This is a genomic window from Roseinatronobacter sp. NSM (assembly GCF_052379845.1).
In the GTDB taxonomy this organism is placed as follows: domain Bacteria; phylum Pseudomonadota; class Alphaproteobacteria; order Rhodobacterales; family Rhodobacteraceae; genus Roseinatronobacter.
This window is the reverse complement of the sequence record NZ_JBQTCF010000011.1, coordinates 25,156-47,906: the sequence shown is the minus strand read 5'-3', so window position 1 is coordinate 47,906 and position 22,751 is coordinate 25,156. Positions and strand designations below refer to the sequence as shown.

Genomic DNA, 22,751 nt, shown 5'->3' with positions numbered 1-22,751 from the left:
AGCGCGCGACCAACACTTGCATGGACCGGGGACGGGACAGCTTGAAACACGTCAGGCGCTGTCTGACGCAATAAACCAACCAAGGAGGTTATCTATGTCATCGACGAAAAAACTGTTCGGTCTAAGTGCCGCGGCCAGTGTTCTGGCGCTAAGTGCGGCTGCCCAAGACCCGGTTTCGCTGACCATCGTATCATGGGGCGGGGCCTATACCGCCAGCCAGCAACGCGCCTATCATGACCCGTTCATGGAAATGAACCCCCATGTCACAATCAACAATGATGACGGGTCCGCGAATGCGCTTGCCGGTCTGCGCGCCCAATCGCAGGCGGGCAATGTCACATGGGATCTGGTCGACATGCTGCCATCGGATGCACAGCTTGCCTGTGACGAAGGGATCATCATGCAGATCGACCCTGACGCAATGCTGGCCCCCGCGCCCGATGGCACCCCCGCCAGCGAAGATTTCCTGCCCGGCAGCCTTGGGGAATGCTTCATTCCGCAGATCGTGTATTCCACCGTTCTGACCTATCGTCCGGGGGCCTTCCCTGATGACGCGCAGCCCAGCAGCATTGCTGACATGTTCGATGTCGAAAACTTCCCTGGCCGCCGCGCGCTGCAGGACCGTCCGGGCACGAACATGGAATGGGCGCTGTATGCCGATGGCGTGGCCCCCGAGGATATCTATGATGTCCTGAGAACACCTGAAGGTGTGGACCGCGCCTTTGCGAAGCTTGACACCATCAAAGAGCACATCATCTTCTGGACCGAAGGCGCGCAGGCCCCGCAATTGCTGGCGGATGGCGAAGTTGCCTTTGCCACCGGCTATAACGGCCGGATGTTCGAAGCCATCGAAGTGGAAGGCATGGATGCGGACATCATCTGGGATGGTCAGGTTGTCGAATGGGATGGCTGGGTCGTGCCCGCCGATGGTCCGAATGTCGATCTGGTGATGGAATACCTGTATTGGGCGACTGACACGCAGCGCCTGGCCGATCAGGCGAAATTCATCAGCTATGGTCCTGCCCGTGCGTCATCGGCACCGCTGGTCAGCACACATGCCGATCTGGGTATCGAAATGGCACCGCATATGCCCACCAACCCGGACAACTACTTTGCGCCAATCGTTCTGGATAACGATTTCTGGGTCGATTACGGCGATGAAATGCGCGAGCGTTTTGCAAACTGGATGCTGCAGTAATCCCGCAGCCTGATCAAACCGGGCGCGCCATCGCGCGCGCCCGGTCATTCGTGACTGACCGGACTATCCTGCCTTTGCTGCAAGGGAATTACCTATGTCTCAGGCCGATGCGACAAACCCTTCGCCTGCCCGCCGCGAAAAACTGGTGACCGCTGATGGCACCCCCCTTCGCAGGGCGCTGGAACGCGCGAACCGCCGCCGCAAATTGACCGCGCTGGCCTTGGTGGCGCCGCTTCTTGCCTTCATCCTGATTTTCTTTGCATTCCCCATTGCACAGATGATGTGGCGGTCGGTGGACAACCCCCAGATTGTCAATGCATTGCCGCGCACCCTGCAAGCGCTGGAGCGCTGGGACAGGCAGGGCATACCGGATGAACCCGTTTTTGCCGCGCTGCATGCGGACATGATGGAAGATCTGGACCGCCCGCGCCGGGAACAGGCCATTGGCCCGCTGGGCATACGGCTGAATTATGAGCTAAGCGCCGCGCGCAGTGCCATTTCGCGCACTGCCCGCGCTGTAGAAGATTTTGAGGCCCCCTATGCCGAGGCCTTCATAGACGCCCATCGCCTGTGGGGGCAGCCGGAATTGTGGCGCATCATCCAGCGCGAAGGGCGTCCGCTGACGGCATCCTATTATGTTGCAGCGCTGGACCGCGAATATGACGAGGCCGGCAATATCGTTCAACGCGACGAAAACCGGCGCATCTATGTGTCGCTGTTCGGGCGCACATTGGGGCTTAGTCTGGCCATCACCTTCATGACCTTTGCGCTTGGGTTTCCGATTGCCTATTTCCTGGCAAACCTGCCCATGCGCTACGCCAATTTGCTGATGATTGCGGTGTTGCTGCCGTTCTGGACATCGCTTCTGGTGCGCACCTCTGCGTGGATTGTGTTGTTGCAGCAACAAGGCGTCATCAATGAATTGTTGGTCAATATCGGGCTGATATCGGATGAAAACCGAATAAGCATGATCTATAACCAGACCGGCACCATTATTGCCATGACGCATATTTTGCTGCCCTTCATGGTGTTGCCGCTCTATTCCGTCATGCGCACCATTCCCGTCAGTTACACGCGCGCTGCCAAAAGTCTGGGGGCCACACCCTGGACCGCGTTCCGCCGTGTGTATTTCCCGCAAACCTTGCCCGGCATCGGGGCAGGGGGGGTGTTGGTGTTCATCATTTCCATCGGGTATTACATCACGCCCGCGCTTGTGGGCGGGCAGTCGGGGCGGATGATTTCCAATGAAATCGCGCGCCATATCCAGCAATCCCTGAACTGGGGTCTGGCGGCGGCGTTGGGCAGCATGCTTCTTGTGGGCGTTCTGGTGCTGTATTGGTTGTATAACCGGCTTGTCGGCGCTGACAGTCTGAAACTTGGGTAAGGGGGCAACGACATGGCACTTCCCGCATATTACACCACCAAGGACAAGCTGTGGCATTACGGGTTCCGGGTGATCTGCTTTGCGATCTTCTTTTTCCTGCTGGCGCCGATCCTGATCATGATCCCGCTAAGTTTCAACGCGCAGCCCTATTTCACCTTCACGCGCGAAATGCTGACGTTGAACCCCGAAGGGTACTCGCTGCGCTGGTATCAGGATTTTCTGGGGTCTGACAGCTGGATGCGGTCCATTCGCAATTCCTTCGGGATCGGGATTGCGGCCACGTTGGTGTCCACCTTTCTGGGCACGCTGGCGGCGCTGGGGTTGTCACGCGCCGAAATGCCCGCGAAGGGGTTGATCATGGGTATTCTGATTTCCCCCATGATTGTGCCACTGATCATTTCGGCGGCGGGGATGTTCTTCTTCTTTTCCAGCATCAATATCGCGCAAACCTATCTGGGGGTTGTGCTGGCGCATGCGGCGCTTGGCACGCCTTTTGTGGTCATCACGGTGACAGCCACATTGGTGGGGTTTGACCATTCGCTGACGCGCGCCGCGGCCAATCTGGGGGCGTCGCCCACGCGCACCTTCTTCAAGATCACCATGCCGCTGATCCTGCCGGGGGTGATTTCGGGCGCCTTGTTTGCCTTTATCACGTCATTTGATGAAATTGTCGTGGTGCTGTTTGTGGCCGGTGTGGAACAGCGCACCATTCCGCGCGAAATGTGGTCGGGTATCCGCGAAGATATCAGCCCCACCATTCTGGCGGTGGCGACCATTCTGGTCATGGTGTCAATTGCGCTGCTGACAGTGGTGGAATTGCTGCGCCGCCGGGGCGAGCGGATGCGCGGGTTGACGCCGCAATAGGGGTGCAGCATCGCACAACACGATAGTCAAAAGGGGGCGGTCGCGCCCCCTTTTGTGTTTGAAAATCGCGCAGTTCTGAATTCTACTGCAGGCGCAGGGGTCGCCCCTGATTTGCGCTGAAGGTTCCGTATGGCGATTTTGCAATCACACCTGCCCTATGCCCCATGGATGCAGCCAGCGGCGCGCAAATTGCCCGGTGTTATGCCGCTTGCGCCAGATGAGTGGTTGTTTGTCGATGACGCCTATGGCGCGCAAATGGCCGAACGCGCACGCCTTCTGGCCACGCAGGAAGGTGACGTGCTGGCATGTCTGCCCTGCGCAAGCGATGCGGCGCGCGAACTTCTCGACCTTGTTCTGGCGCATTTGCCGCAATATGGGTTCAGCGCGAAAGGGGGCGGTTTCCAGCGCCCGGACGGGCTGCGCTTTGTGCCCGACCCCGCGCGCCCGCTATGGTCATTGGGACATTTGCTGCAGGCGGATTTCTGCATCCTGCAAAAACCGCGCGATGGGGATGAACATGTGCTGACCGGCGCGGTGCTGTGCTTCCCCTCCAGTTGGACACTGGCCGACAAGCTGGGGCGCGCGTTGGGGCGCATTCATGCGCCGGTGGACAGCTATGATGCGCAGATGGGCGCAAGGGTGCAGCGCATGTTTGACATGATACGCCCCGAACAGCCGCTGTGGCGGGCCAATCTGCTGCGCTATGAAAACCCCGCATTGTACCAGCCGCGCCGCGAATTCGCCCCCAAGGACAAGCGCAGGGACGGGGTGTATATCCGGTCCGAACGGCAGGTTTTGTCGCGCCTGCCCGAAAGCCGCGCGGTGGTTTTCGCCATTCATACGGCTGTTGTGCATATTGACGCCCTGACCCCCGAGCAGCGCCAGATTGTGGACGCGCAGATGACGCATGTGGGCTAGCGCGTGCCGCGTTCATTCGCATTCACGCGACCCACTCTAACCTTATGGTGTCGCATGTCTTTTGGTGCAAAAACCGGGTCCCAGTTGTGCGCGACATGCCCTAGCGCAGCGCGGCACCTGCTGCGCGCATGCTTTCGCCTTGCGGTCCTGCAATCACGGGGCCGCGCAGCCGTGCGGCGCGGGCGCGCAGGGCATTTGCGCGGTCGTCGGGGGCTGTGGCGGTCAGAAGCGTGGCATTTGGCCCGTCTTCTGTCTGGCGCAGAACCTCGGTTATAGGCAACAGCGCAGGCGCGGGACCGCCGGCTTGCGGGGGGCGCGCGGGCATATCCGGCCCTGTGGCGCAGCCCGCCACACCCAGCACCAGCACCAGCGCGAAACTGCCCCTGACTTTGCGTTCAAACCGATACGTCGCCATAAATTGCCGCCCATACACTGCCCGTCACAGAATGCGTCGTTTCCCGGCCCGGTGCAAGGCCCCGATGTGACAGACGCGCCTGCGGGGCGACAGTTGCGCTTGCACTTTGGCGGGGTTTGGGGCCAAAACCAGCGCATGGCCCGCAAGAAGAATTCCTCGGCAGAAGTGACCGGCCCGCGCATTCGCGCGGCCGCGCAACGCCTGTTTGCCCGCCACGGCTATGCGGCCGTGTCCATGCGCCAGATCGCGGCCGAAGTGGGGGTGCAGGCGGGCGCGCTGTATATGTATACGCCTGACAAGCAAAGCCTGCTGTATGATATGATGCATGACCATATGGCGGATTTGCTGCAAAGCCATGCGGCATTGCCCGACTGCCCCGACCCGCTGGCCGCGCTGGAACAGTTCACGCGGTTCCATATCCGGTTTCATTCTGCCCGCAGTGACGCGGTGTTCATTGCCTATATGGAATTGCGCAATCTGGAGGGCGAGAATTTCACGCGGATCGAAGCGATGCGCCGCAACTATGAGGCGCGGCTGCAAGATGTGCTGCAACGCGGCCATGGCGCCGGGGTGTTTCGTTTGCCCGATATCAAGCTGGCCACCTATGCGGTGATCGCCATGTTGACAGGGGTGAATACATGGTATCGTGAAGGGGGCAGGCTAAGCCTGTCGCGGGTGGAAGATATCTATTGGGATATGGTGCGCAAATCCGTGGGCGCCTGAACGCGGTATCGTGATTCAAAATTGCCTGTTTTTTGCGCAAGTTTGGGGCGTTTCGTGTTTCTTAATCATTTTAACGTGTTATCGTTGCTGAAAACCGGCGCAGCGCGGCCTGCGCAGATGCTAAGGAGAGCATGACCATGCTGGACGTCAAGGAACCGGGCTTTCGTGAAAATGTGGATTTGATGTTCCGCCGCGCAGTGGCGCATCTGGACCTGCCCCCCGGACTGGCCGAGAAAATCCAGATTTGCAATTCCACCTATACAGTGCGTTTCGGTGTGCGGTTGCGCGGCAAGATCGAAACTTTTGTGGGCTACCGCGCCGTGCATTCCGAACATATGGAACCCGTCAAGGGCGGCATCCGCTACGCGCCCGAAGTCCACCAGAACGAGGTTGAGGCCCTGGCCGCGCTGATGACCTATAAATGTGCGCTGGTCGAAACGCCCTTTGGCGGGGCCAAGGGGGGCTTGTGCATTGACCCGCGCAAATATGAAGAACATGAACTGGAACAGATCACCCGCCGCTTTGCCTATGAACTGGCCAAGCGCGACCTGATCCACCCCGCCCAGAACGTGCCCGCCCCCGATATGGGCACGGGCGAACGTGAAATGGCGTGGATTGCCGATCAATATGCGCGCATGAACACAACTGACATCAATGCGCGCGCCTGCGTGACCGGCAAGCCGTTGAATGCAGGCGGCATCAAGGGCCGGGTAGAGGCGACGGGGCGGGGCGTGCAATATGCGCTGCGCGAATTCTTCCGCCACCCTGATGATGTGAAGGTCACAGGGCTAAGTGCGGGCCTGTCGGGCAAGCGTATCATTGTGCAGGGCTTGGGGAATGTGGGGTATCACGCGGCAAAATTCCTGCGCGACGAAGATGATGCGCTGATCGTGGGCATTATCGAACGTGACGGCGCCATTGTGAACCCGTCGGGGCTGGACCCTGACGCGGTGCGCGACTGGATTGCCCGCAACGGCGGCGTCAAAGGGTTCGAGGGCGCGGAGTTCGTTGCCGATGGTGCCAGCGTGCTGGAAGCGGATTGCGACATCCTGATTCCGGCGGCGCTGGAAGGGGTGATCAACATCAATAACGCCGCGCGCATTCGCGCGCCGCTGATCATCGAAGCGGCCAATGGCCCGATCACGGCAGGCGCGGACGAGATTCTGCGCGAAAAGGAAATTGTCATCATCCCCGATCTTTACGCCAATGCTGGCGGGGTGACTGTGTCCTATTTCGAATGGGTCAAGAACCTAAGCCATATCCGCTTTGGCCGCATGCAGCGGCGCAACGAAGAAGCGCATGCGCTGTTGCTGGTGCAGGAACTGGAACGCCTGTCTGCGGACCGGCAACTGGGCTGGGAACTGGCCCCTGATTTCAAGCGCCGCTACCTGCAAGGTGCCGATGAATTGCAACTGGTCCGGTCGGGGCTGGATGATACGATGCGCACGGCCTATCAGTCCATTTCCAAGGTCTGGCATGAACGCCCCGACGTCAAGGATTTGCGCACCGCCGCCTTTATTGTGGCCATCGAACGGGTTGCGGCCAGTTACCGCGCCAAGGGGCTGTGATCTGGCTGCAGGGCGTTTTCGCGCGTCATGACATATTGGCGCGCGAAGGCGGATTGCCTGTCGGCCAGCCCCAGCAGGTTTGACACAAGACGCATCAGCCCGTCTTCGTTGTCATGGCGGCCCCCGTCGGCCAGAATGACGCGCCACAAATCCTCCAACAGGGCAGGGCGGTCCTCCAGCGCAACAAGGTCCTTGATGGGGCGTGTCAGATGCACAGTGTCGCCTGCGCGCGCTTCAAGCGCTGCGCCGCGCAGGCGCAGCGCATCGGCCTCTTGCAGGGACATGGTGAAACGGCGCGCCAGAATTGCATCGATTTGCGCGATCTGGCGGTCGTCATACACCTCGCTTGCGCGGGCTGCGCGCACCAGAAGCGCGGCAAGGGCGTGTTTGCCATCAGGGATGCTGGGCGCGGGCCGGTCCGCCCCGGCGGTCAATGATTGCAAAAGGTTTTTAACGATATTAAGCACTTACGGGAAGTCCTTCAACAACACCTGTTTCATCGGGGGTAAATGTCATGGCCAGCCCGTTGATACAATGCCGCCGCCCTGTGGGTGCGGGCCCATCGTCAAAAATATGGCCCAGATGCCCGCCGCAATTGCTGCAATGTTCCTCGGTGCGGACCATGAAAAACAAGGATCGGTCAACCTGTGTGCCGGTCGCGCCGTCCATCACATCCCAGAAACTGGGCCAGCCGGTGCGGCTGTCATATTTCGTTTCCGACCGATACAGCGCCTGCCCGCAGCCCGCGCAATTATAGGTGCCCGCGCGTTTCTCATTCAGCAAGGGGGACCGTTCGCCCAGCAACCTGTTGCTGAATGCTTCTTCGGTGGCGTGGTCGCGCAGCACGGCATATTGTGCCGGTGTCAGGCGCGCGCGCCACTCCTCAGGGGTCAGGGTCAGCGCGAAGCGCTGCTCTTGTGCGCCAAGCGCCCGCCCCGAAAGGGCCGCTGCTGTTGCAATCATGAATCCGCGTCTGCCGAACATGGCCATCCTCCTGTGGTTTGTGCAATATACGTCGCAACACCTGTTTCGGTTTCAACACATAGCGCAAAGGCGTATCATCCCTTCAACAAAGCTGCGTGATCTGCCATTATACCCGTCATGAGTCTGCCCCCCGGTTTTCTTGATGAACTGCGCAATCGTGTCTCGATCTCCTCGGTGGTCGGGCGCAAAGTGACATGGGACATGCGCAAATCCAATCAGGCCAAGGGTGATTTTTGGGCACCCTGTCCATTTCATCAGGAAAAATCCGCGTCTTTTCATGTGGATGACCGCAAGGGGTTTTACTACTGCTTTGGCTGCCATGCCAAAGGGGACACGCTGAAATTCCTGTGTGAAACCGAAAACATGGAATTCATGGAAGCGGTCGAGGTGTTGGCGCGCGAAGCGGGAATGACACTGCCCGCCCGCGACCCGAAAGCCGCCCAAAAGGCCGACAGGCTGTCAGAGCTGGCGCAGGTGACGGAACAGGCCGTGCGCTATTTCCGGCTGCAACTGAACACCAATGCCGCCGCAAGCGCGCGCGATTATCTGGCCGGCCGTGGCCTGAATGCGCAGGCGCTGGACCGGTTCGAGATTGGGTTCGCCCCCGACGCGCGACAGGGGGTGTGGGCGCATCTGACGGGGGCGGGCGTGGCCCCTGACAAGATTATCGATGCCGGACTGGCCGCGCGCCCTGAGGGTGGCGGCGCGCCCTATGACCGGTTCCGCGGGCGTATCATCTTTCCCATTCGGGACATGCGCGGGCGGTGCATAGCGTTTGGCGGGCGGTCCATGGACCCTGAGGCCCGCGCCAAATACCTCAATTCCCCTGAAACCCTGCTGTTTGACAAGGGGCGGTCGCTGTATAATGCAGGCCCTGCGCGTGCGGCGGTGGGCAAGGACCACCCGCTGATCGTGGCCGAAGGATATATGGATGTCATTGCCCTTGTGCAGGCGGGGTTCGATGCGGCTGTGGCCCCGCTTGGCACGGCCATAACCGAAGACCAGTTGCGCATGATCTGGCGCCTTGCCCCCGAACCCGTCATTGCCCTTGACGGGGACAGGGCGGGGTTGCAGGCGGGCTACCGGCTGATGGACCTTGCTTTGCCGTTGTTAAGTGCCGAACAATCGCTGCGGTTCTGCCTGCTGCCCGAAAAAATGGACCCTGATGATGTGTTGCGCAGCGGCGGCGCGGGGGCCATGCGCAAATTGATTGACGGCGCGGTGCCGCTGGTGCGGTTGCTGTGGCAGCGCGAAACCGAAGCGCAGGTGTTCGACAGCCCCGAACGCCGCGCGGCATTGGACAAACGCCTGCGCACCGCGCTGGGCAAAATTGCCGATCAAAACCTGCGCGCCCATTATGCCGAGGAACTGAAAACCCTGCGCGCGGGGATTTTCCGCGCAGCAGGCCAGCCCAAACGCGGCCCATGGCGGGCAGGCGGCAAATGGCAACCGCCCCCCGCAACCGCGCTGGCCGCCACGCGCAACACGCTTCTGGCCAGTGGCGAAGGCACTGCAATTGCAGAAAAAATGCGCGAGGAGATCATTCTGGCCATCTTGTTGCGCCACCGCAGCCTTGTGCGCGAATTCGAGGCCGATCTGGAACGCGCGGATATGCGCGATGCGCGCAATAACGGGTTGCGCAGCGCCTTGCTGTCGGGAAATCCGGCCCCTGACCCCGAAAACGTGTCCGCGCTGATGGAATTGGGCCATGTGCGCATTGCGCCGCCCGTGCGCAATGATGACATTGACCTTGCGCGCCTGTGCCTGCGCGAGGAATTCGCCAAGCTGTTGTCGCGTCGCGGCGCTGATGCCGAATTGCGCGACGCAGTCGAGGATCTGGCCCATCTGCCCGATGAGGGGCTGACATGGCGCCTGAAACAGGCGGCGGAATTGCGCAACCGTTCGGAACGATCAAGCCTGTCGGATTCCGCCGATCTGGGCGAGGATCGCGCCGCACTTTCCGGGCAGTTGAGCCAGTTCATCGAATCACAAGTCTGGATTAAACAGAAAAAGTGACCGAATCGTTGCAGATGCGCACGGTTTGGCCGGTCAAAATGCGGTTGGGAACTGGAAAATCGGGTTTCTTTTCCCTACATGAAGAACAGTCCGCGCAGGCAATGTGTGATTCGTCGAATCGATTCGCAGTTTAGCATGCCTCGCCTTAGTTTTTCGGGAGCTTTCATGGCCGCCAAAGATACCGACGACACCAGACCCGATGATCAGGATAGCGAAGGCGGGCAGATTGTCAGCCAGGCCTCGATCAAACGTATGATCGCGCAGGCCAAGGAACGTGGCTACATCACATATGAGCAGCTGAACAAATCACTGCCGCCCGAACAGGTCGCGTCTGAACAGATCGAAGATGTTATGTCGATGCTGTCGGAAATGGGTATCAATGTTGTCGAGGATGACGAAGAAGGCGACGAACCGGAAACCAAGGGCGGTGAGTTGGTGGAAACCGGCGGGTCGCGCGAAGTGGCGGTGTCGTCAGGGTCAGGCAGCGAAACGCTGGACCGCACAGATGACCCTGTGCGCATGTATCTGCGCGAGATGGGGTCTGTCGAACTGCTGTCGCGCGAGGGCGAAATTGCAATTGCCAAGCGCATAGAGGCAGGCCGCAACACGATGATTCTGGGCTTGTGCGAAAGCCCGCTGACATTTCAGGCCATTACCATCTGGCGCGACGAGCTTCTGAACGAAGATGTGCTGTTGCGCGATGTGATCGACCTTGAAACCACCTTCGGCAATGCGCTTGACGAAGAAGAAGGTATTCCCGTGGCCGAAGGCATGCCTGACGCCAGCGCCGCCGCCCCCAAGCGCGAACGCAGCAACGAGCCGGAACTGGACGCGGACGGAAACCCGATTTCGTCCAATGATGACGATGAAGATGACGACGAACAGTCCAACGTGTCGCTTGCGGCCATGGAAAGCGCGCTGAAACCGCGAGTCCTGGAAACGCTGGACCGGATCGCGCAGGATTTCGAATTGCTGTCGGAAATGCAGGACCAGCGCATGAACGCCACCCTTCTGGAAGAAGGGCGGTTTTCTGACGTGCAGGAAGAAAAATACCAGAAACTGCGCGCCGAGATTGTGGAAATGGTGAACTCGCTTCACCTGCACAACAACCGGATCGAAGCGCTTGTTGACCAGCTGTATGGCATCAACCGGCGCATCATGTCGATTGACAGCGCCATGGTGAAACTGGCCGATCAGGCCCGCATCAACCGGCGCGAATTCATTGACGAATATCGCGGCGCGGAACTGGACCCCACATGGTGCGACCGCATGATTGAAAAGGGCGGCCGCGGCTGGCAAGCCCTGATGGAGCGGTCGCGCGACAAAGTGGACGAATTGCGCAACGACATGGCGCAGGTCGGCCAGTATGTGGGCGTCGACATTCAGGAATACCGCCGCATCGTCGGTCAGGTGCAAAAAGGTGAAAAGGAAGCCCGTCAGGCCAAGAAAGAAATGGTCGAGGCGAACTTGCGTCTGGTGATTTCGATTGCCAAGAAATACACCAATCGCGGTCTGCAATTCCTTGATCTTATTCAGGAAGGCAATATTGGCCTGATGAAGGCCGTGGACAAGTTTGAATACCGTCGCGGCTATAAGTTCAGCACCTATGCCACATGGTGGATCCGGCAGGCCATCACGCGGTCCATCGCGGATCAGGCGCGCACCATCCGCATTCCGGTGCATATGATCGAAACCATCAACAAACTGGTGCGCACTGGCCGCCAGATGCTGCATGAAATCGGGCGTGAACCCACGTCTGAAGAACTGGCCGAAAAGCTGCAAATGCCACTGGACAAGGTGCGCAAGGTGATGAAAATCGCCAAAGAGCCGATTTCGCTGGAAACCCCCATCGGGGATGAAGAAGACAGCCAGCTTGGCGATTTCATAGAGGACAAGAACGCGCTTCTGCCGCTGGATTCGGCCATTCAGGACAATTTGCGCGAAACCACCACGCGCGTTCTGTCATCGCTGACCCCGCGTGAAGAACGGGTTTTGCGCATGCGGTTCGGGATTGGCATGAATACCGACCACACGCTGGAAGAAGTCGGCCAGCAGTTCAGCGTCACGCGCGAACGTATCCGCCAGATCGAAGCGAAGGCGCTGCGCAAGCTCAAACACCCCTCGCGCTCGCGCAAGCTGCGCAGTTTTCTGGACCAGTAGACGGCACTGGCCCCCCCCTCCTGTCGTCGGGGGGGGGGCGCATGTCTACGACTTTAGTCTAAGATCATATTGCATTTTTACACATGTCTTGATGTTTGTGTGCGTCCTGCCTAATTTCGATTCATTCTTAATCGACGACTGGGTATAGAACATACAGATACATGCATTTGTGAAGACGAGTATTTGATGACCGAATTGGAAAGCGAATCTGAAGTTTTTCGTAAGAATCTTTTACATTACATGAAGCTGCGCGGCTTTTCCGCTGCTTCTTTGTCGCGCAAGGCGGGTTTGAATAGCCGCGCCGTCAAGGATATCGAAGAACGGCGCACCGGAAGCCCGCGAATCTCAACCGTGTTCAAGCTGGCGCGTGCGCTGGAACTTCCGCCAGAAGTGCTTCTTGGGTTGCGCGACCCGTCATCTGATACGCCCGTGTCAGGGGCAAGCGTGCCTGTGGTCAACGGATTTCTGTCATCTCTTTCTCAATCAGAGAGAGAATATCTTTTAGATTCAATTCGTAACCTGATTCAGTCAGGGCGGTAACCAGCGCATAGAGAACCCACAACTCTAGCGGGTTCCACTGGGGTGGCCAGTCTGGCCCATGGGTTATTTCACACATATTTTTCTTGCTTTATTTGCTGCATTCGCGTTGACTGTACGCTGTAACGCGCATCTTCAGTGCTGGTTCCGCGAATTTTCTACGATACTCGCATCAGGCGTTACAACCTTAGGTTTATTTCAGTTTCATCACATAAAGCTTTATCACACACTTTTAGGTTGAAAATGTGTTAATTCACATGTTATAAACAGAACATGGAAGTGGTCCAGCCAGGCACCTTGCTTCTGCAACCCTAAGTGAAGGATGGCACTCATGTATGATTATGGAAACGATATGAGTATCCCCCCGATCCCGCGTTTTGATGGGGTTGCTGCGGCGTTTATGGGCTTCACGGACGAAACACAGGATATGCAAAATTGGGTCTATGACCTGCTGCGTGTCAATATCATGGCGGTGTCCTATTCCGATCGGGCATTGGAATGGCTGACGAACAGTGCGATCCCGCTGGATTTCGTGATCGTCGATGTCGAGCATCTGGGGGGCGTGCACAAGGCGCTTAATTTCTGTCTGGCCATCCGTAAGGCCCTGCCGGATATGAGGATTATTCTGATTTCCGATGAAGTGGGCGGCGATGATTTCGGCAGCGAGCGCAAGCCTGTGTGTGACGGCACATTGATGAAACCCATTTCCCAGACGCGCCTTCTGGACGCGATTCTGATTTGCAGCAAGAAGCAAAACAGCCGTGCGGTAATCGAATACGCCTGATATACCTGCGGGTTTGAAATGCGGTCCCCAATAGAAAATGCGCCCATCACAGGGCGCATTTTGCGTATCGCGTGGCAGGGGCCGCGCCGGGGTCAAGGCCCCGGTCAGGCGTCTTGCGATTCGTCTTCTTCTTCTTCGTCATCGATGCTGGCGGCCAGATCATCTTCGGAGGCTTCGACCCACAGGCCGTCCATTTCTTCGCCGACTTTCACGAACTGGTCATCCACCAGTTTGTATTCCGCGATTTTCTCGCCGTCAGCGTTCTGGATATTCACCTGATTGACGCTGTTCAGCTGCAGATCATTGTCGGACAGGAACGCCAGCGCCTGCTCATAGGCGTCGTCCAGCGTGAAGTCGTCATCGCCTTCGGGCGCTTGAATTGTCAGGAAATAGTTGGTTTCGGCGGGGCCCATATCCTCGACATTCAGGAAGAATTTCACGCTGTCGGTGCCTTCGGGCAGTTTGGTTTCTGTGGTGTCATCACCACCGTCATCAACCACATCATCCTCTTGATCATCATCCATGTCGTCATCGGACGGATCATCGTCTTTTTGCAATTTTTCGCGCAGCAGGTCAGCTTTCGCTTTCAGCTTGTCAGCTGCACATTCCAGCGCAAAGGCTTTCTTTTCGCCGATGGTTTCCAGCAGGCTGGCTTTCTTGTCGCCCAGGGCGCTGAATTTTGCGGCGAATTTGTCGCCCAGACGACCACCTTTGCACGAATAGAAATCCGCTTTCTTTTCATACAGGTCGCGAATCCCGTCCGCTTTGTCCTGATAATGGTCGCGCACGCTGTCGGCTTTGGCGTCCAGCTTGGCGGCTTTCGCTTCCAGTTCCGCGATTTTCTTATGGATCAGATTCTCGCGCGCCGCGTCAATGTTGCAAACTTTGTTGACAGGGGCAGGTTTGACGACGGGCTTGAACGCTGCAGCTTTTGCAGCTTTGGCCGCAATAAGTTTCTTCAAAAAAGACATGGTCCACCTCACACAGAATTGTATGGGGTTTGTTGTAAACGAAGTCTTAATTTTCACAATTGACTGAAATGGAAACAATCGGTTTCTGACAGCAGGGGTAATTATGGCCATTATGCGGCCTGTTTCGGGGCCGTGAATTTGCATTCAGCATTTTATATAATCACATAAAATCAGTCTGTTGTGGTGTTTTCCGGTGTCGCGTCCTTCAGGCCCGTCTGGTAGGACAGCGCGCCACTGCGCCGGTCAAATACCAGCAAGGACTGATCCTCGGTCAGCACGATAACCCAGTCGCGCGACAATGTGACAGCTGCCGCACGCGCCCCTTCGGGCAGGGAAATCGTATCAGGCAACCCGACAGGGCCGGGGGTGCGGGCTATCTGGGTGACAACCAGCCCGATGAGGATTATGACGCCAAGGATCATCACGCTGGTCAACACGACAACCAGTCGTTTGACCAAACGCACGTCAGGGGATTGTCCTTCTGGCGGGGGCATGTCCGGGGGCTGGGTCATGGCAGAAACGCCTTTTACACAATTGCAGGTCATTATCGGGCCGAACCCGCCTGCGCGCCTTGATAAGGCCTTGGCGCGCGATGTGCCAGAGCAAGCGGCGCTGTCGCGGTCGCGGCTGATGCGCATGATTGCCGATGGCGCAGTGCGGCGCGATGGTGCGGTGCTGGACAGCCCCCGCGCCCAGGTGGCCGAGGGGGATGTGTTGGTGTTGCATGTCGTCCACGGCGCCGAGGTGGAAACAGTGGCGCAGGACATAACCCTTGATGTGCGGTTCGAAGATGATGACCTGATCGTGATCAACAAACCTGCGGGCATGGTGGTTCACCCCGCGCCCGGGTCGCCTGACCAGACGCTGGTGAATGCGCTGTTGCACCATTGCGGCGACAGCCTGTCGGGGGTGGGCGGCGAAAAGCGCCCGGGCATTGTGCACCGGATCGACAAGGACACAAGCGGCTTGCTGGTGGTGGCGAAAACCGACCGCGCCCATCACGGGCTGGCGGCCCAGTTTGAACGCCACAGCGTGAACCGGCGCTATCTGGCGCTGGTCTATGGCTGCCCCGATGCAGGCGATCCGCGTTTGCGTGGCGCGCGCGGGGTCAGTTTCGAATCTGCCAATATCATGAAAATCACCAGTCAGCTTGCGCGCCACCGCACCGACCGGCAGCGTCAGGCTGTGGTCTGGTCGGGGGGCCGGCACGCGGTCACGCGCGCGCGGGTGCTGCAGTCTTTTGGCGCACCGTCGCAGCTTGCCTTGGTGGAATGCTGGCTGGAAACCGGGCGCACGCATCAGATACGGGTGCATATGACACATGCGGGACATGCGCTGGTGGGCGATCCGGTCTATGGGGGGGGGCGGCGCAAATTGTCGCCCAAGGCCCTGCCGGACGCTGCGATTGCGGCCTGTGCGGGGTTCGGGCGGCAGGCGTTGCATGCGGCAACATTGGGGTTTGTTCACCCCGTGACAGGTGACGCGCTGGAATTTGCGGCCCCCTTGCCGGATGATTTCGCCACCTTGCTGGACGTGTTGCAATCCTCATCAAATGACACAACCAGGTGAGGAATGTGTCAAACCCTCGCCTTGGGGCGTTTACCTGATAGAAACGATTATCGGGCAGGTTGCTTGAAACCACGCGGTGTCACGCATATCTGCCTTCGGTCGCAATAAGGGGATGTTCCATGAGCAGCTATGCCAATCTTCCGGCGCCAAGCCCTGAACAGGGGCTTAACCGTTATATGCAGGAAATCCGCCGGTTTCCCATGCTGGAACCGGAAGAGGAATTCATGCTGGCCAAGCGCTGGGTGGACCATCAGGACACGGACGCCGCGCATAAACTGGTGACCAGCCATCTGCGGCTGGCCGCGAAAATTGCGATGGGGTATCGCGGCTATGGCTTGCCGCAGGCCGAAGTCATATCCGAAGCGAATGTCGGCCTGATGCAGGCGGTCAAACGCTTTGACCCTGACAAGGGGTTCCGGCTGGCCACCTATGCCATGTGGTGGATCAGGGCCAGCATTCAGGAATATGTGCTGCGGTCCTGGTCCTTGGTGAAGCTGGGCACAACCAGCGCGCAAAAGAAGCTGTTTTTCAACCTGCGCAAGGCGAAATCCAAGATTGGCGCATTGGAAGACGGGGATTTGCGGCCCGAAAACGTGGCCCAGATTGCCCGCGACCTGAACGTGACCGAGGGTGAGGTGATCGACATGAACCGCCGCCTGTCGGGCGGCGACAGTTCACTGAACGCCACCATCGGCAGCGAGGAGGGGGCATCAAGCTGGCAAGACTGGCTGGAGGATGAGGACGCCAATCAGGCCGAAGATTATGCCGAACGCGATGAATTGGAACTGCGGCGCGAATTGCTGGTGGAAGCCATGGACGCATTGAATGACCGCGAGCGCGATGTTCTGACCGCGCGCCGCCTGAGCGAAGACCCCGTTACCCTTGAGGATCTGTCCCAACGATTCGAGGTCAGCCGAGAGCGTATTCGCCAGATCGAAGTGCGCGCCTTTGAAAAACTGCAGGCCCGCATGCGCACGCTTGCACGCGACAAGGGCATGGCCGTTCCGGTCAATTGATCGTCGCATGCGGGCGGGCAAGCTGTTGGAGGGCGGCGTGGTCATGCACAGATTGGCCGGTGCTGGGGTTTGATCCCATCATAATTTTACGCTCGCGGGCGGGTTTTGGCCTGAAGGGGACGTTCGCGGGAATGACCCAGTGCGGAATCAAGGCCGCAGGCCGCCGCACTATCGGCGGGCCGTCCCGCGGCCTGCCGATGACCTGAAGGCGTGCCAAGCGCTTGATGTCAGGAATATGCCGCCTGGATAAACTGCATCCCCATAACGCCGGATCGGCAGACCCCGGCCCGCCGATAGCGCGGGCTTTATCCATGTGCGAAGGACTGCTTCACCGCCAGACGCGACCTGAGCCTGTGACTATTCGCAGACACCGTTCGAAAGTGTCGGTGCCCCGTCCTCACGCTACAAAAGCCCGCCCTGATTGGCACAAAGCGTGTTGCGCAAAAGTGGGAACCGGTTTTGCGCGAAACAACACGCGACCACAAAAGGGCAAAGCGTGTTGCGCAATAGTGGGAACCGGTTTTGCGTGGAATAACACCCGATCGTCACGGGTTAGAGTCGGTGGCGTGAAGGCCAATCAACGCGCCACATTCTAGAAATCCACCGCAATTCCCTTCTTCTCCCAATCGCCATAGCGCACGGGTTCCGGCCCTTTGCGCCCGCCCAACTCTCGCGGGCGTTCGGGGTCGGGCATGGCGGCTTTGCGCGCTTCGGCTTCGGCCAGTGCGCGTTGCGCCGCAGGGGGCAAGGTGGCGCGACGCGCTGCCTCGGTTTCAGGGTCGGCGGGGGTGTTTGTGTCAATCCGGGGCATAGGGGGCCTGCTTGTCATATCACTTTACCTGATATACCCCGATTGCACCAAAGGACAAGAAACCGTTCATGCCACATTCTGCCACACTTGCCCCGCGCGCTGCCGCGCTGGACCTGATCGCCGCCGTGTTCAACGACCGCCGCAGCCTGTCTGAAGCGCGCCTGTCCCCGTCAGGCGGCCTTGCGGCGCTGCCGCCTGACACGCGCGCGCGCGCGGCGCGGCTGGCGCAGGACACGCTGCGCCACGCGGGGCGGGCCGATCATCTGTTGCGCCGGGCGTTGCGCAAATCCCCGCCAGACACGGTTATGTGGGTCTTGCGGCTGGCCAGTGTTGAAATGTTGGGTCTTGGCGCACCTGCGCATGGGGTTATCAATGATGCAGTGGCGCTGACGCGGGGCTGGGCGGGGGAACCCAAACTGACCGGGCTGGTGAATGCGGTTTTGCGCCAGATGGCGCAGCACAGCGCACAGGACTGGGTGCAAACCCCGGTGCCGCGCCTGCCTGCATGGTTGCGCGGCGCGTTGCAAAACGCCTATGGCACCCAGATCACCCAAGCGCTGGAGGCCGCGCATCTGGTCCCTGCGCCCCTGGACCTGACCTTGCGCGATGGGGCTGTTACGCCCGACGGGCTGGACGGGCAGGCCCTGCCCACCGGCAGCTTGCGGGTGCATCAGGCAGGGCAGGTCAGCGCCCTGCCGGGATATGACGCTGGCGCATGGTGGGTGCAGGACGCCGCCGCCAGCCTGCCTGCGCGGTTGCTGGGCAATGTGCAGGGCGTGCGGGTGCTGGACATGTGCGCCGCACCGGGCGGCAAGACGATGCAGCTTGCCGCTGCGGGCGCGCAGGTCACGGCGCTGGACATGTCCGGCCCGCGGCTGGTGCGGTTGCGCGAAAATCTGGCGCGCACGCGGCTGCAGGCGACCATTGCGCAGGGCGATGCGCTGCACTGGACGCCGGACACCCCGTTTGACGCCATCTTGCTGGATGCGCCCTGTTCGGCCACCGGCACCATCCGGCGCCACCCCGAAGTGCCCCATCTGCGCAACCGCGCGGATGTGAAGGCGCTGTGCAGCCTGCAGGCGCAGCTTCTGGACCGCGTGCTTGACCCTGCGCGCGGGCTGTTGCGGGCGGGCGGGCGCGTTGTGTACTGCACCTGTTCCCTGCTGCCAGAGGAAGGCGAGGCTCAGGCCAGTGCCGCCATGGCCCGCCACAAGGTTCAGGCCCTGCGGGTTGATGTGCCCGGCCTGCCCGACGTGTGGCGCACTGCTGAAGGGGGCATTCGCACACGGCCTGATTATTGGCCGGACGCGGGCGGGCTGGACGGGTTTTATATGATAGTTTTGCAACATATGGGGTAATTTGCGCTGTCCCCCGCAAGACAGGCGCGCAAGTGCTGACATCGGGTTTGCATATGCGCTATTCTGCGCCGCAACACGCCCCGCCGCAGTTTCCACACAGGACCAGTTCCCAGTGACGCAGTTTTCCAAGACAGGCAGTTTTCCGGTCAGTTTTCTGGACCGGCTTGCGGCGCGTTTGCTGGCCCGTGGCCAACCTGTCACGGCGCTGATCGCGCATCCCCAGCCGCGCGGGACAGGGCAATTCGCGCGCGGAAAGCAAATGCTTGCGGGCAATTTCGTCATGGCGGGCGAGTTGTTGAACGCGGATGGGACAGTGCCGTTTCAGGCGGGTTCGGGGGCGGCGACAGATGCGCTGCACGGGTTCGACTGGCTGGATGACCTGGCCGCAGTGGGCGATCAGAATGCGCGCAGGCTGGCGCAGACCGGCCTTGCCGACTGGCTGGCGCGCTATGGGCGCGGGCGTGGGCCGGGATGGGGGGCTGGGGTCGCGGGGCGGCGGCTGATGAACTGGCTGACCCATGCTGTTATGCTGATGCAAGGGCAGGAAAAACCCTTTCAGGACCGTTTTTTGCGCGCGCTGGCCCATCATGCGGCATTTCTGGCGCGGCGCGCGGGCCATGCCGCGCCGGGCCTGCCGCGTATTACGGCGCATGCGGGGCTGTTATTTGCCGCCCTGTCGCTGGAAGGGTGGGAACGGCGCATCGACCCGACCGCCAAGGCCCTGATTGCCGATTGTGACCGCCAGATTGACAGCGGCGGCGGGGTGGCCACGCGCAGCCCGGAAGATTTGCTGCATATCTTCGTGCTGATGACATGGGTGGTGCAAACCCTGCAGGATCGGGGCCGCCCCGCAGATGCGCGGTTACTGGGCCTGCTGGGGCGGGTCGCGTCGGCGCTGCGGGTGTTGCGCCATGCCGATGGCGGGCTTGCGCGTTTCCATGGGGGCGGGCGCGGCAATGAAGGGGACCTGCTGGCCGCGCTGGCGGTGCATGACGCGCTGAACGCCACGCCCGTCAAGGCCCCAACTGGGCAGGTCATGGGCTTCGCGCGGCTTTCGGCAGGGCGCAGCACTGTAATTGTTGACGCAGCCCCCCCGCCTGTGGGCGCGGCGCCCGCGCGCGCGCATGCGTCTACGCTGGCGTTCGAGTTGACCTCGAACCGGCGTCCGGTGGTGGTGTCTTGTGGCGATGGCACCAGTCTGGGGGTGGACTGGCAGCGCGCCAGTCGCGCCAGTGCGTCGCATTCCACCTTGTCGATTGACGGCTACTCCTCGGCGCGGTTTACGGGCACGGACCGCAACCGCCTGAAGCTGACGGACGGGCCGCGCAATGTGGGCTGCGAATTTCGCCACACATCCTATTCGCGCGCGGTGGCTGTGTCGCATGACGGCTATCTGGACACGCACGGGCTGGAACATACGCGCTTTCTGGACCTGTCGGCAGATGGCCGCGTGTTGAGTGGCGAGGATATGCTTATTTCCGGCGGACGCGCGGCGCGCAAACGCTTTGACGATGTGCTGGCGCGCACGCGCGGGGCGGGCATTGCCTATAGCCTGCGGTTTCACCTGCACCCCGAAGTGGATGCCTCTGTCGATATGAACGGCACGGCAGTGTCCATTGTGCTGCGGTCGGGGGAAATATGGGTGTTTCGCGCAGATGGTCATACGCTGACGCTGGCCCCGTCTGTCTATCTGGAAAAAGCCCGCCTGAAACCGCGCGCAAGCCTGCAGATCGTGTTGTCCTTGCGCGCACAAGACTATACCAGCCAGATCAACTGGGTTCTTGCAAAAGCGCAGGACACCCCGATTGCCCTGCGCGATACTGTGCAGGAAAACCCGCTGGCTGTGCCGGAATTATAAGAATTGACCAAGGATACCACGCCCCATGACTGACCTTGCCCCGCTGAAACGCGCGCTGATTTCCGTTTCCGACAAGACCGGCCTGATTGATCTGGCCAAGGCACTGGCCGCGCGCAAGGTCGAGCTTGTCTCGACTGGCGGCACGGCGCGCGCCTTGCGCGAAGCCGGGCTTGCGGTGCAGGATGTCTCGGATTTGACGGGGTTTCCCGAAATGATGGACGGGCGCGTGAAAACCCTGCATCCGGGCGTGCATGGCGGCTTGCTGGCGCTGCGCAATGATGAAGCGCATGTGGGCGCCATGGTGGCGCATGGGATCAAGACCATCGACCTGCTGGTGGTCAACCTGTATCCGTTTGAAGCCACAGTTGCGCGCGGCGCAAGTTACGGCGATGCCATCGAGAATATCGACATTGGCGGCCCGGCGATGATTCGTGCCGCCGCAAAGAACCATGATTTCGTCACTGTTGTCACCGACCCCGAAGATTACCTGCCGCTTTTGTCAGAAATGGACGCGCAGGATGGCGAAACGCGGCTGTCCTTCCGGCGCAAGCAGGCGCAACGCGCCTATGCGCGCACCGCTGCTTATGACGCGGCCGTGTCCACATGGATGGCGGGTGCCATTGACGATGCCGCGCCGCGCCGCCGCGCCTTTGCGGGGACATTGGCGCAAACCCTGCGCTACGGCGAAAACCCCCATCAGGGCGCGGCGTTTTACCGTGACGGGTCCGACAGGCCCGGCGTGGCCACCGCGACCCAGCATCAGGGCAAGGAACTAAGTTACAACAACATCAACGACACCGATGCCGCGTTCGAGTTGGTGTCCGAATTCCTGCCATCAGACGGGCCGGCCTGCGCGATCATCAAACACGCCAACCCTTGCGGTGTGGCGCGCGGGGCGACATTGGCCGAAGCTTACGGCCGCGCCTATGATTGTGACCGCACATCGGCCTTTGGCGGGATTATCGCGCTGAACATGAAGCTCGATCTGGACACTGCCAAGGCGATTACCGGCATTTTCACCGAAGTTGTCATTGCACCCGCCGCTGATCAGGCCGCGATTGACCATTTCGCCACCAAAAAGAACCTGCGCCTGCTCACAACCAAGGGGCTGGCCAATCCGGCCCTTGGGGGGCTTGCCTTCAAGCAGGTCTCGGGCGGGTTTCTGGTGCAGGACCGCGACAATGGCATGATTGCGCCCGGTGACCTGAAGGTGGTGACAAAACGCGCCCCCAGTGATGCGGAACTGGCCGATCTGCTGTTTGCGTGGAAAGTGGCCAAGCACGTGAAATCCAATGCCATTGTCTATGTCAAGGATGGCGCGACCGTGGGCGTGGGCGCGGGCCAGATGAGCCGTGTTGATTCCACCCGAATCGCTGCGCGCAAGGCGCAGGACATGGCCGAGGTGCTGGGGCTGGACATATCCCCCACCCAAGGGTCGGTTGTGGCGTCCGATGCGTTCTTTCCCTTTGCGGACGGCTTGCTGACCGCCGCCGCCGCAGGGGCGCGCGCCATCATCCAGCCGGGCGGGTCCATGCGCGACGATGAGGTGATTGCCGCCGCCGATGACGCAGGTCTTGCCATGGTGTTTACCGGCCAGCGCCATTTCCGGCACTGAAG

At 60.2% G+C, this 22,751-nt stretch carries 21 protein-coding genes; 15 read left to right on the top strand and 6 right to left on the bottom strand.

The genetic code is table 11. The annotated features are described in order from the left end of the window. Window positions 1–94: 94 nt before the first annotated feature. The 4 genes from ACTZWY_RS08005 (at window position 95) to ACTZWY_RS07990 (ending at window position 4,364) form a co-directional block, all read left to right on the top strand. The gene (locus tag ACTZWY_RS08005; RefSeq protein ID WP_444790168.1) at window positions 95–1,198 is read left to right on the top strand and encodes an ABC transporter substrate-binding protein; all 1,104 of its coding nucleotides are present in this window, start codon (window positions 95–97) and stop codon (window positions 1,196–1,198) included. Between the two features lie 94 nt (window positions 1,199–1,292). Beyond that, complete coding sequence (locus tag ACTZWY_RS08000; RefSeq protein WP_444790167.1) at window positions 1,293–2,582, top strand: ABC transporter permease; 1,290 nt, start codon at window positions 1,293–1,295, stop codon at window positions 2,580–2,582. A 12-nt stretch (window positions 2,583–2,594) separates the two neighbouring features. After that, the gene (locus ACTZWY_RS07995; protein ID WP_444790166.1) at window positions 2,595–3,446 is read left to right on the top strand and encodes an ABC transporter permease; all 852 of its coding nucleotides are present in this window, start codon (window positions 2,595–2,597) and stop codon (window positions 3,444–3,446) included. A 129-nt stretch (window positions 3,447–3,575) separates the two neighbouring features. Next, window positions 3,576–4,364 (top strand): heme-dependent oxidative N-demethylase family protein, encoded by a 789-nt coding sequence (locus ACTZWY_RS07990; protein WP_444790165.1) that lies wholly within the window; start codon window positions 3,576–3,578, stop codon window positions 4,362–4,364. Window positions 4,365–4,464: 100 nt separating this feature from the next. On the opposite strand, the gene ACTZWY_RS07985 is transcribed toward ACTZWY_RS07990, so the two are convergent. Continuing rightward, window positions 4,465–4,779, bottom strand: coding sequence for a hypothetical protein (locus tag ACTZWY_RS07985; protein ID WP_444790164.1), 315 nt, complete (start codon window positions 4,777–4,779; stop codon window positions 4,465–4,467). A 135-nt stretch (window positions 4,780–4,914) separates the two neighbouring features. Between ACTZWY_RS07985 and ACTZWY_RS07980 the strand changes: the two genes are divergently transcribed. Together ACTZWY_RS07980 and ACTZWY_RS07975 are read left to right on the top strand one after the other, a co-directional pair. Further along, window positions 4,915–5,502, top strand: coding sequence for a TetR/AcrR family transcriptional regulator (locus ACTZWY_RS07980; RefSeq protein WP_444790163.1), 588 nt, complete (start codon window positions 4,915–4,917; stop codon window positions 5,500–5,502). A 137-nt stretch (window positions 5,503–5,639) separates the two neighbouring features. Then, entirely contained in the window at window positions 5,640–7,070 is a 1,431-nt protein-coding gene (locus ACTZWY_RS07975) for a Glu/Leu/Phe/Val family dehydrogenase (protein WP_444790223.1), read from the top strand. Here ACTZWY_RS07975 and ACTZWY_RS07970 read toward each other — a convergent pair. After that, window positions 7,049–7,537 carry a tellurite resistance TerB family protein gene (locus ACTZWY_RS07970; protein WP_444790162.1) on the bottom strand — a complete coding sequence of 163 codons (489 nt, stop codon included), beginning with the start codon at window positions 7,535–7,537 and terminating at the stop codon, window positions 7,049–7,051. The genes ACTZWY_RS07975 and ACTZWY_RS07970 overlap by 22 nt on opposite strands. Next, on the bottom strand, window positions 7,530–8,054 hold the full coding sequence (gene msrB, locus ACTZWY_RS07965) for a peptide-methionine (R)-S-oxide reductase MsrB (RefSeq protein WP_444790161.1): 525 nt from the start codon (window positions 8,052–8,054) through the stop codon (window positions 7,530–7,532). The genes ACTZWY_RS07970 and msrB overlap by 8 nt, the downstream gene beginning before the upstream one ends. A gap of 117 nt (window positions 8,055–8,171) precedes the next feature. Between msrB and dnaG the strand changes: the two genes are divergently transcribed. The 4 genes from dnaG (at window position 8,172) to ACTZWY_RS07945 (ending at window position 13,551) form a co-directional block, all read left to right on the top strand. Further along, entirely contained in the window at window positions 8,172–10,070 is a 1,899-nt protein-coding gene (dnaG, locus tag ACTZWY_RS07960; RefSeq protein WP_444790160.1) for a DNA primase, read from the top strand. A gap of 165 nt (window positions 10,071–10,235) precedes the next feature. Continuing rightward, window positions 10,236–12,230: an RNA polymerase sigma factor RpoD gene (gene rpoD, locus ACTZWY_RS07955; protein ID WP_444790159.1), complete on the top strand. Its 1,995-nt coding sequence runs from the start codon at window positions 10,236–10,238 to the stop codon at window positions 12,228–12,230. A 186-nt stretch (window positions 12,231–12,416) separates the two neighbouring features. Continuing rightward, window positions 12,417–12,770, top strand: a complete 354-nt coding sequence (locus ACTZWY_RS07950) for a helix-turn-helix domain-containing protein (protein ID WP_444790158.1) — start codon at window positions 12,417–12,419, stop codon at window positions 12,768–12,770. 349 nt (window positions 12,771–13,119) lie between these two features. Then, complete coding sequence (locus ACTZWY_RS07945) at window positions 13,120–13,551, top strand: hypothetical protein (RefSeq protein WP_444790157.1); 432 nt, start codon at window positions 13,120–13,122, stop codon at window positions 13,549–13,551. 104 nt (window positions 13,552–13,655) lie between these two features. Here ACTZWY_RS07945 and ACTZWY_RS07940 read toward each other — a convergent pair whose 3' ends face one another. Continuing rightward, entirely contained in the window at window positions 13,656–14,522 is an 867-nt protein-coding gene (locus tag ACTZWY_RS07940) for a hypothetical protein (RefSeq protein ID WP_444790156.1), read from the bottom strand. A gap of 170 nt (window positions 14,523–14,692) precedes the next feature. Continuing rightward, a complete protein-coding gene (locus ACTZWY_RS07935; RefSeq protein WP_444790155.1) occupies window positions 14,693–15,034 on the bottom strand; it encodes a DUF6476 family protein in 342 nt (113 codons plus the stop codon). Between ACTZWY_RS07935 and ACTZWY_RS07930 the strand changes: the two genes are divergently transcribed. Beyond that, window positions 15,033–16,091: an RluA family pseudouridine synthase gene (locus ACTZWY_RS07930; protein ID WP_444790154.1), complete on the top strand. Its 1,059-nt coding sequence runs from the start codon at window positions 15,033–15,035 to the stop codon at window positions 16,089–16,091. The two genes, ACTZWY_RS07935 and ACTZWY_RS07930, sit on opposite strands and share 2 nt — an antisense overlap. A 119-nt stretch (window positions 16,092–16,210) precedes the next feature. After that, entirely contained in the window at window positions 16,211–17,107 is an 897-nt protein-coding gene (gene rpoH / locus ACTZWY_RS07925; protein WP_444790153.1) for an RNA polymerase sigma factor RpoH, read from the top strand. Window positions 17,108–17,699: 592 nt separating this feature from the next. On the opposite strand, the gene ACTZWY_RS07920 is transcribed toward rpoH, so the two are convergent. Continuing rightward, window positions 17,700–17,918, bottom strand: coding sequence for a DUF1674 domain-containing protein (locus tag ACTZWY_RS07920; protein WP_444790152.1), 219 nt, complete (start codon window positions 17,916–17,918; stop codon window positions 17,700–17,702). Window positions 17,919–17,986: 68 nt separating this feature from the next. On the opposite strand from ACTZWY_RS07920, the gene ACTZWY_RS07915 reads away from it, so the two are divergent. The 3 genes from ACTZWY_RS07915 (at window position 17,987) to purH (ending at window position 22,749) form a co-directional block, all read left to right on the top strand. Beyond that, window positions 17,987–19,276 (top strand): RsmB/NOP family class I SAM-dependent RNA methyltransferase, encoded by a 1,290-nt coding sequence (locus tag ACTZWY_RS07915; protein ID WP_444790151.1) that lies wholly within the window; start codon window positions 17,987–17,989, stop codon window positions 19,274–19,276. A 112-nt stretch (window positions 19,277–19,388) separates the two neighbouring features. Next, window positions 19,389–21,134: a heparinase II/III family protein gene (locus ACTZWY_RS07910; RefSeq protein WP_444790150.1), complete on the top strand. Its 1,746-nt coding sequence runs from the start codon at window positions 19,389–19,391 to the stop codon at window positions 21,132–21,134. A gap of 25 nt (window positions 21,135–21,159) precedes the next feature. Beyond that, window positions 21,160–22,749 (top strand): bifunctional phosphoribosylaminoimidazolecarboxamide formyltransferase/IMP cyclohydrolase, encoded by a 1,590-nt coding sequence (purH, locus tag ACTZWY_RS07905; RefSeq protein ID WP_444790149.1) that lies wholly within the window; start codon window positions 21,160–21,162, stop codon window positions 22,747–22,749. The last annotated feature ends 2 nt before the right edge of the window (window positions 22,750–22,751 follow it).

Bases quoted from the DNA above. Each gene is read 5' to 3' on its own strand.
- ACTZWY_RS08005 (WP_444790168.1), top strand. From the start codon at position 95: ATGTCATCGACGAAAAAACTGTTCGGTCTAAGTGCCGCGGCCAGTGTT.
- ACTZWY_RS08000 (WP_444790167.1), top strand. From the start codon at position 1,293: ATGTCTCAGGCCGATGCGACAAACCCTTCGCCTGCCCGCCGCGAAAAA.
- ACTZWY_RS07995 (WP_444790166.1), top strand. From the start codon at position 2,595: ATGGCACTTCCCGCATATTACACCACCAAGGACAAGCTGTGGCATTAC.
- ACTZWY_RS07990 (WP_444790165.1), top strand. From the start codon at position 3,576: ATGGCGATTTTGCAATCACACCTGCCCTATGCCCCATGGATGCAGCCA.
- ACTZWY_RS07985 (WP_444790164.1), bottom strand. From the start codon at position 4,779: ATGGCGACGTATCGGTTTGAACGCAAAGTCAGGGGCAGTTTCGCGCTG.
- ACTZWY_RS07980 (WP_444790163.1), top strand. From the start codon at position 4,915: ATGGCCCGCAAGAAGAATTCCTCGGCAGAAGTGACCGGCCCGCGCATT.
- ACTZWY_RS07975 (WP_444790223.1), top strand. From the start codon at position 5,640: ATGCTGGACGTCAAGGAACCGGGCTTTCGTGAAAATGTGGATTTGATG.
- msrB (WP_444790161.1), bottom strand. From the start codon at position 8,054: ATGTTCGGCAGACGCGGATTCATGATTGCAACAGCAGCGGCCCTTTCG.
- dnaG (WP_444790160.1), top strand. From the start codon at position 8,172: ATGAGTCTGCCCCCCGGTTTTCTTGATGAACTGCGCAATCGTGTCTCG.
- rpoD (WP_444790159.1), top strand. From the start codon at position 10,236: ATGGCCGCCAAAGATACCGACGACACCAGACCCGATGATCAGGATAGC.
- ACTZWY_RS07950 (WP_444790158.1), top strand. From the start codon at position 12,417: ATGACCGAATTGGAAAGCGAATCTGAAGTTTTTCGTAAGAATCTTTTA.
- ACTZWY_RS07945 (WP_444790157.1), top strand. From the start codon at position 13,120: ATGAGTATCCCCCCGATCCCGCGTTTTGATGGGGTTGCTGCGGCGTTT.
- ACTZWY_RS07940 (WP_444790156.1), bottom strand. From the start codon at position 14,522: ATGTCTTTTTTGAAGAAACTTATTGCGGCCAAAGCTGCAAAAGCTGCA.
- ACTZWY_RS07930 (WP_444790154.1), top strand. From the start codon at position 15,033: ATGGCAGAAACGCCTTTTACACAATTGCAGGTCATTATCGGGCCGAAC.
- ACTZWY_RS07935 (WP_444790155.1), bottom strand. From the start codon at position 15,034: ATGACCCAGCCCCCGGACATGCCCCCGCCAGAAGGACAATCCCCTGAC.
- rpoH (WP_444790153.1), top strand. From the start codon at position 16,211: ATGAGCAGCTATGCCAATCTTCCGGCGCCAAGCCCTGAACAGGGGCTT.
- ACTZWY_RS07920 (WP_444790152.1), bottom strand. From the start codon at position 17,918: ATGCCCCGGATTGACACAAACACCCCCGCCGACCCTGAAACCGAGGCA.
- ACTZWY_RS07915 (WP_444790151.1), top strand. From the start codon at position 17,987: ATGCCACATTCTGCCACACTTGCCCCGCGCGCTGCCGCGCTGGACCTG.
- purH (WP_444790149.1), top strand. From the start codon at position 21,160: ATGACTGACCTTGCCCCGCTGAAACGCGCGCTGATTTCCGTTTCCGAC.